Here is a 12,375-nt window from a genome sequence, read left to right as displayed (position 1 = left end):
AACACGACGACGAGCTGGGGAGGGGTGACGCGGCATGACGGAGGACGGGTCTGTGGACGCCGCGGAGGCGCGCGCCGGGTCCCCGGTGACCGCCACGACCGACGCCGCCACCGCCTCTCCCGGCTCCCCCGGCTCCGACTCCCCCGGCGTCCTCGAGGCCCCGCTCGAGTCGTCGACCCGGGTCGACGACATCTCCGACCGCCTCGTCACGGCCATCGCGACCGGCGAGTACCTGCCCGGCCAGCGCCTCCCCCCGGAGCGTGAGCTCGCCGCCTCGCTGCGCGTGGGCCGGATGACCGTGCGGGCCGCCCTCGCCCGGCTCGTCGACCAGGGGCTCATCGAGACCCAGCGCGGCCGCGGCGGCGGCTCGTTCGTGCAGGAGCGCTCGACCGACCGGGCCGCGGCCGTCGCGCAGCGGACGCTCGCCGCCCGCTGGTCGGACCTCCGCGACACCAGCGACGCGATCGGCCGCCTGCACGGCACGGTCGCCGAGGCCGCCGCCGAGAACCGCACCGACGACGACGTCGCCGTGCTGCGCGACCGCCTCGAGGGCTACCGCGCCGCCGCCTCGGGCCTGGCCTCGCAGAAGGCCGACGAGCGCCTGCACGTCGCGATCGCGGACGCGGCGCACAGCGCCACGCTCCGGGCCGTGCTGCTCGAGCTGGAGTCGCGGGTCAGCATCGCCGCGCCGGCCCACCTCTGGGGCGGCCCGGACGGCATGCGCGAGATGGAGCTGCGCGCCCTCGCCGAGCACGAGCAGATCGTCGAGGCCATCTGCGCCGGGGAGGCCGCGCGCGCCGCCGCGCTGGCACGACGTCACGTCGGCATCGACCTCGAGCTGCTCGAACGCGTGGTGCGCGGCGGCGACCACGCCTGACCGACGACCTGGCGGGGCTCGGCGTCGGGCCCCCGGAGGGCTCGCCGTCAGGCGCCGGCGGGGCTCCAGCCGAGCTCGGGCCCGAGGCGCTCGCCGATGTCGGTGAGCATCTGCGCGTAGTCGCCGGGCTCGAAGGCGAACGGCAGCGCGAAGGCGACCTCGTCGACCGCCTGGTAGGCGGGGTCGGCGTGCAGGGTGTCCGCGATCTCGGCCGAGGTGCCGACGAGGTCGGCGGCGAAGAGCAGCTGCCCCGGTCCCTGCGGCACGCCCACGCGGCCGGCGCGCGCCTCGGCGTACGCCGCGTAGCGGGCCCGCTGCTCGGGCGTGGCCGAGTCGGTCGGCACGACGACGAGCCCCTGCGACACCCGGGCGGAGGCGCCCGCCGGGTGAGCGTCGCGGTACGCGTCGATCTGGGCGCGCTGGTTCTCGGCGAAGTCCGTGCCCCGCTCGGCCTTCGTGACGCTCGACGCGAGCAGGTGGAACCCGTTCTCGCCGGCCCAGACGGCGGACCGCGTGCTGCCGACGCCGCACCACAGCCGGTCGACGAGCCCCGGGCTGTGCGGCTGGACGACGTCGCTGAACTCCTCGATGCCGCGACGGCCCGGCGAGGCCGAGACGACGTCGCCGCGCACGAGGTCGCGGAGGCGCAGCAGGCGCTCGGGCCCGAGCTCCTCGTGGTCGGCGGTGTCGGGGTAGATCGCGTCGCGGTAGAGGTCGAAGTTCATCGGGGTGCCCGACGAGAAGCCCGGGTTGAGGCGGCCCCCCAGCAGCACATCGACCGTGGCGAGGTCCTCCGCGAGCCGGAAGGGGTTCTCGGCCCCGATCGGCGTCACCGCCGTGCCCAGCTCGATCCGGCTCGTGCGCTGCGACGCCGCCGCCATGATCGCGACCGGCGACGAGATGCCCGGCTGCAGGTGCCGGTGGCGCAGCCACGCGCTGTCGAGGCCGAGCTCCTCGGCGCGCTCGATGACGCGCAGGACGTCCTCGTGGCCCGCGGCCGGCGAGGCGGGGTCGAACGAGCCGATGGTGAGGACGCCGAGGCGCCGCAGGGGTGTTCCGTCGACGGGCATGGCCCGATCCTCGCAGGTGCCGGCCCCGGCTCGCCCGACCGCGGGGGCACGGGCACGCCTACTCTCGGCGACATGATGTCCCTCACCCGCGTGCGGGAGTCGTTCTGGTTCCTCCCCGCCGTGTTCGCCCTCGCGGCCCTCGTGCTCGCCGAGGTGCTGGTCACCGTCGACCGCTCGATCCCCTCGTCGACGACCGCGGGCCTGCCCCTGCTCGGGGCCCTCAGCGCCTCGGGCGGCAGGTCGCTCCTCTCCGGCATCGGCTCGTCGATGCTCACGGTGGCGGGCACGTCGTTCTCCATCACCATCTCCGTGCTGGCGACGACGTCGTCGACCTACGGGCCGCGCCTCGTGCGCAACTTCATGGCCGACCGGTCGAACCAGCTCGTGCTGGCCGCCTTCACGTCGACCTTCCTCTACTGCATCGTCGTCATGCGCACCGTCCACACCGAGGTGGACGACGCCTCCGCCTTCGTGCCCGTCATCGCCGTCCACGTCGCGGTGCTCCTCGGCGTCGTCGACGTGGGGGTGCTGGTCTTCTTCATCCACCACATCGCCGCGTCGGTGCAGATCACGTCGCTCCAGGCCCGGGTGCTCAGCGACCTCCGCGCGGTCGCGGCGACGGTGTGGCCCGACGAGCCGGGCGACGACGTGCGGACGGAGTCGCGGGGCCGGGAGGCCGCCTCGGCGTCGGCCTCGGCGTCGGCAGCACCGCCCCGACCCGACGACGAGGGCGTGGGCGGCGCCGTCGTGCGCGCCTCGGCCGACGGCTACGTGCAGGAGCTCGCGTGGCCGCAGCTGTGCCGCGTCGCCGCCCGCGAGGACGTCGTCGTCGAGGTCGTGGCCATGCCGGGGCGCTACGTGATCGCGGGCGACGCGCTCGTCGTGGCCCGCGCCTCCCTCGGCTCCGGGGCGGTGCAGGAGCTGCGCCGCGCGATCACGGTCGGCGCCGCGCGGACGCCGCACCAGGACGTCGAGTTCGCCCTGCAGCAGCTCGTCGAGATCGCCGTCCGCGGCCTGGCCTCGGGCAGCAACGACCCCTACACGGCAGTGAGCGCGCTCGACATGTCGGCCGGCGTGCTCGTGCCGCTCTGGCGACGGAGCGACGCCGTGGTCGCCCACCGGGACGACCAGGGCCGCGACCGCGTGCTCGTCCGCTGGCCGACGGTGGAGGAGCTCACCCTGTCCGTCCTCGACACCGTGCGCACCTACGCCGACGGGCAGCCGGCGGTGCAGGAGGCGGCGCTGCGGCTGATCGCCCGTCTCGACGAGGTGGCGCCGCCGTCGCGCGCCGGGCTGCTCGACGAGCACGCGTCGGCGCTCCGCGACTCCCTCATCGGCCGCTAGGCGCCGAGCCAGCTCCGACCTTCGCGGCTGCCGGCGTCAGAACGCCTGGTCGTAGAGCGCCGCGAGCTCCGGCGAGTCGGGGCCGGTCAGGCCGCACGAGCTCACGACGCCGGCCGAGGCGGCGACGAGCCACGCGCCTCCCTCGGTGAAGACGGGCGCCGCCCCGTCGACCTGGTCGTCGGGGTCGCCCTGCGGCACCTCGACGGCGTCGCCCGGGTCGCCGGCGAAGACGTCGTCGACCCGCAGCGTGGCGGTGCCCCCGTCGACGGCCACGACGGTGCCGCGGAAGGCCGTGGTCGAGGTCGCCAGCACCTCCGCGGTCGGCACGGCGCACATCGCGCCCGGTCCGCCCGCCGGAGGCGCGGTGAGGGTCGTCACCCTCCCGCCCGACCCCGGGCCGGTCGCGACGAGCACCCCGACCACCGCCGCGGCGACGAGCACCCCGCCGGCGACCCCGGCCAGGAGGCGGCGGGAGCGTCGACGGGCCGGAGCGGCGGCGGAGCGGCCGGGGGCCGTGCGGGCGGGGGTGCGGGGTGCGGTGCTCATGGTCGTCTCCGTCAGGTGCGCGAGCTGCCGGGCCGGCAGCGGGGCGAGGGAGGAGGCCGGGTCGGCGGACCGCATCAGCAGGTCGTCGGCGCCGTGCTCGGCGTGCTCGTCGTGCTCGTGCTCGTCGTGCGTGGTCATCGTCCGTCTCCTCCCGTCACCGGTGCATGTCCGTCACGCGCCTCCGCCTTCCGGATCTCGTCGGCGAGGCGTCGACGGGCCCGGTGCAGGCGGATCGACACGGCGTTCGGCGTCGTGCCCAGCACCGCGGCCGTCTGGGCGACGGTGAGCTCGTCCCACACGTGCAGGCGCAGCACCTCGGCGTCGACCTCCCGCAGGCGCGCGAGGGCGGGGGCGACGAGCGCGACCCGGGGGTCGACCTCGTCGGCCTCGGGCACCGACTCGGTCGGCGGGTCGACCGTGACGATGCGCGCGACGAGCCGGTCGCGGCGACGCATCGACCGCAGGGCGTTGCTCAGCTGCAGCCGGGCGACGCCGACGGCCCAGGGCACCTCGTCGCCCGCGGGCACGTCGTCGAGGCGCCGCCAGAGCACGAGCAGCACGTCGCCGAGCACCTCGTCGGCCGTCGCCGCGTCGACGCGGCGCGCGAGGTACCGGCGCACGGGCTCGACGACCTCGGGCACGAGGGCCTCGAAGCGGGCTCGGGCGGGCAGCAGGGTCACGTCCACACCCTCACATGTCCGCCGCCCGGCGTGCCTTTCGCCCGGGCCGACGTCAGCGCGGGCCGGGGCCGTGCGTCCCCTCGCCGCGGTCGTCGTCGGTGGGGCGCTGGTCGAGGCTCGGGTCGACCGCGGGGTCGACCGAGACGTCGCTCACGCGGAGGGGCGGCTCGGCAGCCACGGAGGACGGCGAGGCCGACGAGGCGGGCGAGCCGTCGCCCGTCGCACGACGGGAGCCGCGCAGGCGACCCTTGACCGCCTCCCACGGGCGGGCCAGCCCGCGGGCCCCGGCCTCCGTCGGCGCCTCGACCTCGAGGCCGTAGTAGGCCCCGACGTGCTCGAGCAGCACGTCGCGCTCAGCCTTGTCATAGGCCCGCCGCTCACGCGTGAAGGCGATGATCGTCGACCAGCAGGTGAGCAGCAGCACCACGCTGAACGGCAGCGCCGTCGTGATCGCCGCGGTCTTGAGGGCGTCGAGGCCGCCCGTGAGCAGCAGGGCGACGGCGAGCAGGGCGGCGACGAGCGCGAAGAAGACGCGAAGCCAGTTCTTCGGCTCGATGTCGCCGCCGGAGGCGATCATCGCCATCACGAGGGAGCCCGAGTCGGACGACGTGACGAAGAAGACACCGATCAGGAGGATGGCGCCGAAGGTCAGCACGGCGCCCGCGGGGAGGTCGCCGAGGAGAGCGAACAGCGAGCCCTCGACGTCGACCGAGCCGTCGGCACCGATGAGCCCCCCGGCGCCGTCGGTCTGGCGGTGGATGGCCGCGCCGCCGAGCACGGCGAACCAGAGGAAGGTCAGGGCGGTCGGCACGAGCAGCACGCCGAAGACGAACTGGCGGACGGTCCGGCCCCTCGAGATGCGCGCGATGAAGATGCCCACGAAAGGAGCCCACGACATCCACCAGCCCCAGTAGAAGGTCGTCCAGGCACCCTGCCACTCCTCGCCGGCCGCGCCCTGCTGGGCGGTGACGTTGAACGAGAGGCCGACGACGTTCTGCAGGTAGGCGCCGATCGACTGCACGAAGTCGCGCAGCAGGAACTGCGTCGGGCCGACGATCAGCACGAAGAGGAGGAGCGCGGCGGCCAGGATCAGGTTGAAGTTCGAGAGGATCTTCATGCCCTTCGTCACGCCCGTCACGAGCGAGACGATCGTCACCGCGGTGATCACCGCGATGATCGCGATCTGGCTGACGATGCTGCTGTCGGCGATGCCGGCGGCCTCGAGGCCCGCGCCGATCTGGATCACGCCGAGGCCGAGCGAGGTGGCGACGCCGAACAGCGTGCCGACCAGGGCGATGACGTCGATCAGGTTGCCCCAGCCGCCGCGCACGCGGTCGCCGAGCAGGGGCTCGAGCGCCCAGCGGATGGAGACCGGACGGCCCCGACGGTGGATCGCGTAGGCGAGCGCGAGGCCGAGCACGACGTAGATCGCCCACGCGTGCAGGCCCCAGTGCAGGAAGGTCTGCGTGAGGGCCTGCTGCGCGAGCTGGTCCTCCGTGCCGGTGACGCCGGGGCGCGGCGAGGCGAAGTGGCTGAGGGGCTCGGAGACGCCGTAGAAGACGAGGCCGATGCCCATCCCGGCGGCGAAGAGCAGGGCGAACCACGACCCGGTGGAGAACTCCGGCTCGTCCTTGTCCTTGCCGAGCTTGATGGTGCCGAAGCGGCTGAACCCGACGAAGATCGAGAAGCCGACGAAGAAGGCCACGATCAGCACGTAGTACCAGCTGAAGTTGCGGACGATGCCGCTCTGCAGCCCGAGGAAGAGCGCCTCGGCCGAGGCGGGCGCGATCAGCGTGAAGGCCACGAAGCCGAGGACGACGATCGCGGCGGGCCAGAACACCCAGCGGCGGAGCTGGGGGGTCGTCGTGACGGCCTCCCCCAGGGTCGAGGGTCGGGCTTCGGGGGCCCCGGAGGAGGGCGGTTCGGTCGTTGCCATGCCTCCATCGTGACGGCTCCCGGCGCGTTCCGGGCAATGATGCGCACCGTGCACCGAGATGCTCGGCGAGTCGTCGAGACGCCCCGTCTGGGGCTCCGTCCTCGCCGGAGAGCCCAGGAAGGGGCACCTCGATCACGGAGGAGCTACCGCGCCGTCACCGTCGCGAGCTCGTCCCAGTGGGTCGTCGCGCGCGGCGAGACCATGTCGCGCTTCATCGCCCAGCCGCGGCGGTGCCGCAGACCGGCGACCCCGAGGCCGAGGCTCTCGTCGCCGAACTTGCCGGCGATCCGGTCGAGCACGTCGCCGTACGCGGGCGGTGCCGCGGCGACCTCGCCGAAGACGTCGAGGCTCGCGTGCTCGGCGCGCGGCGTGAGCTCCATCAGCGTGACGCCGGCGCGCACGTAGCGCTTGCCGGGCTCGAGCTGGGGGCCGAGCGCTGCGATCGCGGCCCGGTAGAGCGTGGTCGCGTCGTCGGTCGGCTCGGGGAAGGCGACCGACACGACGTGGTTGGTGTGGCCGGCCTCCGTCGCGAACGGCGACGTGGCGGCGAAGCAGCGCATCATCCGGGTCAGCGAGCCCTGCCCCCGGAGTCGTGCGGCGGCACGTTGCGTGTAGACCGACAGCACCTCCTCGAGCTCGGCGACCGTCGTCACGGGCACCGCGAACGACCGGGAGTGGTAGATCTGGTCGCGCTCGGGCTGGACCTCCTCGATCGGCAGGCAGTCGACCCCGCGCAGCTCCTGCACGACGCGCGCCTGCACCACGCCGAAGCGCTTCCGGATGCGGGCGGCGTCGGCGTCGCGCAGGTCGGCGGCCGTGTGCACGCCGAGCGGCACGAGCTTCTTCGCCGTGCGTCGACCGATGCCCCACACGTCGCCCGCGTCGACGCTGGCGAGGATGGCGGTCTGCTGCGCCGACGAGTAGCTGCCCAGGTGGCAGACGCCCGCCAGTGCGGCGGCCTGCTTCGAGCCCCGGTTCGCGAGCTTCGCGAGGGTCTTCGTCGGCGCGATGCCGATGCTGACGGGCAGGCCGATCAGCTTGCGCACCACGCGGCGGATCTCGCGGGCCTGCGCGGCGGTCTCGTCGACGGTGCCGCTCAGCTCGATGAACGACTCGTCGATCGAGTAGACCTCCTGGTGGCTCGTGAACCGGCTGAGGATCTCGGCCGAGCGCGCCGACATGTCGCCGTAGAGCTCGTAGTTGCTCGACACCGCGACGACGCCCTGCATCGCGGCGATCGGCGCGATCGTGTGCCAGGGCGCGGCCATGTCGACGTTCAGCGCCTTGGCCTCCTGCGAGCGGGCGATGACGCAGCCGTCGTTGTTCGAGAGGACGACCACCGGCCTGCCCTCGAGCGCGGGGTTGAAGACACGTTCGCACGACACGTAGAAGTTGTTGGCGTCGACGATGGCGACGTGGCGCTCAGACACGGTGCAGGCACCTCGTGACGACGCCCCAGACGGTCGCCTCGTCGAGCTCGGAGAGCACGATCTCGGGGTAGGCGGGGTTCTCCGGGCTGAGCACCATGAGCCCCTGCCGCCACGAGAGGCGCTTGACCGTCAGCTCGGCGTTGACGACGGCCACGACGACGGCTCCGTCGTGGGCGTCGAGCCCCCGGTCGACGACGAGCTCGTCGCCGTCGAAGATGCCCGCGCCCGTCATGCTGTCGCCGCTCACCCGCACCAGGAAGGTCGCCGTCGGGTCGCGCATCAGGTGCCGGTTGAGGTCGACCGGCCCCGACCAGTAGCCCTGGGCGGGCGACGGGAAGCCGGCGTGGACAGCCTCGAGCGCGGCTCGCGGCAGGTCGGCGTCGGCGCGCTCCTCGCCCCCGACGGGCCCGAGCACGACGGGCGGCAGCTCAGGAGTCGCGGGTCGGGTCGGCCGCGCAGGGCACGCCCCACGCGCTGCCTCGCCTGTCGTCTCGCTCACGGTGCCTCCCGGAGAGAACCTAGGCCAGACCACCGACGTCGCCTCCACCGACGTCGCCTCCACTGACGTCGCCTCCCCCGAGGTGGCCGGTCGTGCGGCGCCCCTCGGCTAGGCCGTCGGGCGCGCCTTGCGGATCGACCACACGTTGGAGTCGCCCACCCGCTCGTAGCCGAGGTCGTCGACGAGCAGCTGGACCAGGGCGAGGCCGCGGCCGCCCTCGGCCATCTCGTCGGGCATGACGCGGCCGACGAGCGAGACGCTGCCGGGCTCGGCCGTGTCGCTGAGGGTGGCCGTCAGCTCGCCGTCGGTGATGGCGACGGAGAGCCGGCAGGCGACGCCCTCGCCCGCCGCGGCGTGCTCGATGACGTTGCTGGTCAGCTCGACGAGGGCGAGCTCGAAGGCCATGCGCTCCTCGTCGGTGAGGGTCGTGTCGTCGCCCCAGACCGACTCGAGGAAGTCGTGCACCGTGTTGACGTCGTCCGGCGGCGTGGCGAAGACGAGCTGGTGCTCACTCATCGAACGCCGTCGCCGCGTCGTCGTGCGGGCGGAGGATGCGGTCGATGTTCGACAGCTTCAGCACCATCAGCACCTGGGCCGACGGCGAGGCGATGCGCAGGTCGCCGCCCGCCGAGCGGGCGGACTTGAGGCAGCCGACGAGGGCGCCCAGGCCGGAGGAGTCCATGAAGTCGACGCCGGCGAGGTCGACGACGACGCGGGGCCGGCCGTCGCTGATCGCACCGGTCACGGCCTCCCGCAGGGCCGGGGCCGAGACCATGTTGAGCCTCCCGGTGCAGCGCACGACGGCGACGTCGGCGCCCGCTCCCTCGACAGCGAGATCCATCCAGCCAGCCTCCTCGGCTCGTCGTCCCGGCGCACGGGTCGGCGCGGTCCTCCGCGACACCATAGCTGCGGCCGACCCCCGGCACAGCCCGCCGCGGCGCTCCAGTGCGGGGGGTACCGGAGAGGGGCGGCCGACACCTATCGTCGGGGGGTGACCTCTGACCGCTCTCCGTCGCGGGCACGCCGGAGCTCCACGCTCGACACGTTCCTCCTGCGGTACGGCGTGACCCCCCTGGTGAAGCAGGCGCCGTCGGCGCTGCTCGTCGTCCTGGCCGTCGTCCTCTCGCTCACCGTCCCGCAGCTGGTGGTCACCAGCGGCGCGGGCCTCCTCGTCGCCCTGGGCGTCACCGCGGTCGCCACGCTCTGGGCGGCCGCCGCCACCGCCCGCCCGGCCGTGATCGGCGGGTGGGCCCTCCTGGTGCCCGCCCTCGACTTCGTCGCGCTGGGGGTCCTGCGCTGGTCGACCGGCTCCTCCTCGTCGGTCTTCACGGCCCTGCTGGTGATGCCGCTCGTGTGGTTCGCCGCCCGCGAGCCACGCCGGTCGGTGCTCTGGGCGGTGCTCGGCTCGATGGTCGTCATCCTCACGCCCTTCATCGCCGGCATCAGCGCCGGCGACCGGGTCACCGAGCTCGCCCGCCTGCTCGTCGGCGTCCTCGTCTACACCGCGCTGGCCCTCGTCGTGAACGAGCTGAGCCGGCAGTACGCGGCCCAGCTGCGCCTGTCGGAGGAGCGGGAGGCGGTGGTCCGGACCGAGATCACCCGCGCCGCCGAGGTGCAGCGCTCGCTCCTCCCCGGAGCCCTGGCCGACACGCCCGGCTACGCCCTCGCGGGCACCTGCCTGCCCTCGACGACCGTCGGCGGCGACTTCTTCGACTGGTACCGCACCGACGACGGGGTCGCGATGACCCTCGGCGACGTCATGGGCAAGGGCGTCGGCGCCGGTCTCATCGCGGCGGCCGTGCGGGCGACGGTGCGCAGCTCACGCCGCGACCCCGACCCCGGGGCCGCCATCGTCCGCGCCTCGGAGGGGCTCGCCACCGACCTCGCCGACGGGCCCGACTCCGTCGTGTTCACCACCCTCTTCCACGCGCGCCTCCGCGGCGACGTGCTGCACTGGGCCGACGCCGGCCACGGCCTGACCGTCGTCGTGCGGGAGGACGGCGGGGCCGAGCGCCTGTCGACGCCCGACCTCCCGATCGGCCTCGGCCTCGGCCTGCACGACGCGTGGGAGACGCGGACCACCGCCCTCTGCCCCGGCGACCTCGTGGTCTGCTTCAGCGACGGGGTGCTCGACCTCTTCGGCGGCGGGCTCGACAGCGTCGAGCACGTCGCGGCCCTCGCGCGCCGCGACCCGCGGCCGTCGGCGGTCGTCGACGCCCTGGCCGACCTCGCCCGCGAGCTGGGCCACGACGACGACGTGACCGTGGTCGCCCTGCGGCGCGAGCCCGTCGCGGCGCCGGTCGCGGGCGACGTGCTCGCTCCCGTGGCCGTCGCCGCCCCGACGGCGCCCTGACGCCCGGGCCGCACCGACCCCCGCCGGCACCGGCGCCCGGCCGACCGGCCGGCCGGCCGCTCAGCTCCTCGTGACGACCAGCACCGTGACGTCGTCGTCGACCTGGGCCACGCCGACCTTGACCGAGAACGCGTCGAGGAAGGCCTCGACGTCGCGCTCGGCCCGCAGGTCGGCGACGACGCGGTCGAGGCTCGCGAGCGTCGAGTCGTAGACGTCGAGCACGCCGTCCGAGACGGAGACGAGCGCGTCGCCGGGCTCGAGGCGCAGCGTCCCGGTCGTCCAGCCCTCGGCCGCGTCCTGGAGCCCCAGCGGCAGGTCGTGCGACGAGAGCCGCTCGACCGTCCCCGAGGCGCGGAGGTGGAGCGTGAGGCCGTGGCCGGCGTCGACGTACTCGACGTCGCCCGAGCGCGTGTCGACGCGGGCGTGGAAGAGGGTCACGAACGACCCGGCCTCGGCGAGCTGCGGGCCGAGGGCCCGCGCCGCCGTGGCGAGCGCCGTCGCGGGGGGCGCGTCGGTGCCGTCGGGCCCCTCGTAGAGGCTCCGGCGGAGGGCCTCGGCGAGGGCGCCGGCCGCCGCGCCCTTGCCCATCACGTCGGCGAGCGTCGCCGTGACGACGTCGCCGCCCTCGGCCCAGGCGTGGAGGTCGCCGCTCACCGCGCCGTGGGGCCGGTCGAGGGCGGTGGCCGTGAGGTCGCCGTGGTGCAGGGCGGGGCGCTGCCCCGCGGCCGTCGGGTCCACGGCGACGGTGACGTCCGACGCCGGGCCCTGCCCCTGCCCCTGGCGGATCTCCGCCTCGGCCCACCGCCCCAGGTCGACCAGCCGGCCGCGCTCCTCGCCGGTGAGCCGGCGCGGCTCGGGGTGCAGGATGCACAGCGTCCCGATGGCCTGCCCGCCGTCGGCGCGCAGCGGCACGCCCGCGTACGAGCGCACCCCGAAGGCCGTGACGGCCGGGCTCTCGGCGAAGCGGGGGTCGAGGGAGGCGTCGGTCACCTCGAAGAGGCCCGTCCCGTGGACGGTGTACTCGCAGAACGCGGCCCCGTACGGGAAGCGGGGCGCCGCCTCCCCCGGCTCCTGGGGCGACTTGACCACGAGCGAGGCGTCGTCGACGAGGTTGAGGTACGACATCGGCACGTCGAAGAGCTCGCGGGCGAAGCGCGTGATGCGGTCGAAGCGCTCCTCCGGCGGGGTGCCGAGCAGGGCCGAGGCCTCGACGGCGGCCAGGCGCTCGCGCTCGGCGGCGTCGAGGGGCGCGGTGCCGTCGACGGCGTGCCAGCCGTCGTCCTGCGAGCCGGCGGCGGCGCCGCCCGGGTCGGCGGCGGCGGTGTCGGTGTCCGTATCGGTTCCCGCTCGGTCGTCCATGTCTCTCCCTGATCCGGCGGCCCCGACCTGGTGGTGCCGAGGAGGCGGTCGGAGCGGTGGTGCCTGACGACCAGTAGAGCAGGCGGGCCCGCCGCGTGCCAGCACGGGGCGTGCCCTGTTCGGGGGGCCCGGCGTGGGCGAAGCTGAGCAGGACCTGGGAACACCCACCCCTTCCCGAGGTGGCGGCGAACCCCTGTCACCTCCCCACCGGGAAGAACAGACAAGGAGTCCCATCGTGACCATCACGCGCAAGACCATCACCAAGACCGCCCTCGGCCTCG

Annotated in this window: 12 protein-coding genes; 3 read left to right on the top strand and 9 right to left on the bottom strand. The window is 74.7% G+C overall.

Annotated features, from left to right (window positions below; translation table 11 throughout):
- The first annotated feature begins 85 nt into the window (after positions 1 to 85).
- Positions 86 to 877, top strand: a complete 792-nt coding sequence (locus tag IFT45_RS15355; RefSeq protein ID WP_371811049.1) for a FadR/GntR family transcriptional regulator — start codon at positions 86 to 88, stop codon at positions 875 to 877.
- A gap of 47 nt (positions 878 to 924) precedes the next feature.
- Here the strand turns inward: IFT45_RS15355 and IFT45_RS15350 are convergent, their stop codons facing one another.
- Positions 925 to 1,947 (bottom strand): LLM class flavin-dependent oxidoreductase, encoded by a 1,023-nt coding sequence (locus tag IFT45_RS15350; RefSeq protein WP_192129204.1) that lies wholly within the window; start codon positions 1,945 to 1,947, stop codon positions 925 to 927.
- A gap of 72 nt (positions 1,948 to 2,019) precedes the next feature.
- Between IFT45_RS15350 and IFT45_RS15345 the strand changes: the two genes are divergently transcribed.
- The gene (locus tag IFT45_RS15345; protein ID WP_192129202.1) at positions 2,020 to 3,291 is read left to right on the top strand and encodes a DUF2254 domain-containing protein; all 1,272 of its coding nucleotides are present in this window, start codon (positions 2,020 to 2,022) and stop codon (positions 3,289 to 3,291) included.
- Between the two features lie 36 nt (positions 3,292 to 3,327).
- On the opposite strand, the gene IFT45_RS15340 is transcribed toward IFT45_RS15345, so the two are convergent.
- From IFT45_RS15340 to IFT45_RS15310, 7 genes are all read right to left on the bottom strand, one after another.
- The gene (locus IFT45_RS15340; RefSeq protein WP_192129200.1) at positions 3,328 to 3,975 is read right to left on the bottom strand and encodes a hypothetical protein; all 648 of its coding nucleotides are present in this window, start codon (positions 3,973 to 3,975) and stop codon (positions 3,328 to 3,330) included.
- Positions 3,972 to 4,517, bottom strand: coding sequence for an RNA polymerase sigma factor (locus IFT45_RS15335; RefSeq protein WP_197982492.1), 546 nt, complete (start codon positions 4,515 to 4,517; stop codon positions 3,972 to 3,974). Before IFT45_RS15335 ends, IFT45_RS15340 begins: the two co-directional genes overlap by 4 nt.
- 52 nt (positions 4,518 to 4,569) lie before the next feature.
- On the bottom strand, positions 4,570 to 6,453 hold the full coding sequence (locus tag IFT45_RS15330) for a BCCT family transporter (protein ID WP_197982491.1): 1,884 nt from the start codon (positions 6,451 to 6,453) through the stop codon (positions 4,570 to 4,572).
- Positions 6,454 to 6,596: 143 nt separating this feature from the next.
- Positions 6,597 to 7,883 (bottom strand): Y-family DNA polymerase, encoded by a 1,287-nt coding sequence (locus tag IFT45_RS15325; RefSeq protein WP_192129198.1) that lies wholly within the window; start codon positions 7,881 to 7,883, stop codon positions 6,597 to 6,599.
- On the bottom strand, positions 7,876 to 8,256 hold the full coding sequence (locus IFT45_RS15320) for a LexA family transcriptional regulator (protein WP_056055461.1): 381 nt from the start codon (positions 8,254 to 8,256) through the stop codon (positions 7,876 to 7,878). The genes IFT45_RS15325 and IFT45_RS15320 overlap by 8 nt, the downstream gene beginning before the upstream one ends.
- Positions 8,257 to 8,490: 234 nt before the next feature.
- On the bottom strand, positions 8,491 to 8,898 hold the full coding sequence (locus IFT45_RS15315; RefSeq protein ID WP_056051933.1) for an ATP-binding protein: 408 nt from the start codon (positions 8,896 to 8,898) through the stop codon (positions 8,491 to 8,493).
- The gene (locus tag IFT45_RS15310) at positions 8,891 to 9,223 is read right to left on the bottom strand and encodes an STAS domain-containing protein (RefSeq protein ID WP_192129196.1); all 333 of its coding nucleotides are present in this window, start codon (positions 9,221 to 9,223) and stop codon (positions 8,891 to 8,893) included. The genes IFT45_RS15315 and IFT45_RS15310 overlap by 8 nt, the downstream gene beginning before the upstream one ends.
- A 150-nt stretch (positions 9,224 to 9,373) precedes the next feature.
- On the opposite strand from IFT45_RS15310, the gene IFT45_RS17565 reads away from it, so the two are divergent.
- Entirely contained in the window at positions 9,374 to 10,735 is a 1,362-nt protein-coding gene (locus IFT45_RS17565; RefSeq protein WP_192129194.1) for a SpoIIE family protein phosphatase, read from the top strand.
- 60 nt (positions 10,736 to 10,795) lie between these two features.
- Here the strand turns inward: IFT45_RS17565 and IFT45_RS15300 are convergent, their stop codons facing one another.
- Positions 10,796 to 12,094, bottom strand: coding sequence for a SpoIIE family protein phosphatase (locus IFT45_RS15300; protein ID WP_192129192.1), 1,299 nt, complete (start codon positions 12,092 to 12,094; stop codon positions 10,796 to 10,798).
- Positions 12,095 to 12,375 lie beyond the last annotated feature (281 nt).

Source organism: Frigoribacterium sp. CFBP 13707 (assembly GCF_014842245.1).
GTDB classification, from domain to species: Bacteria; Actinomycetota; Actinomycetes; order Actinomycetales; family Microbacteriaceae; genus Frigoribacterium; species Frigoribacterium endophyticum.
This window is presented reverse-complemented; position numbering and strand designations above follow the sequence as displayed.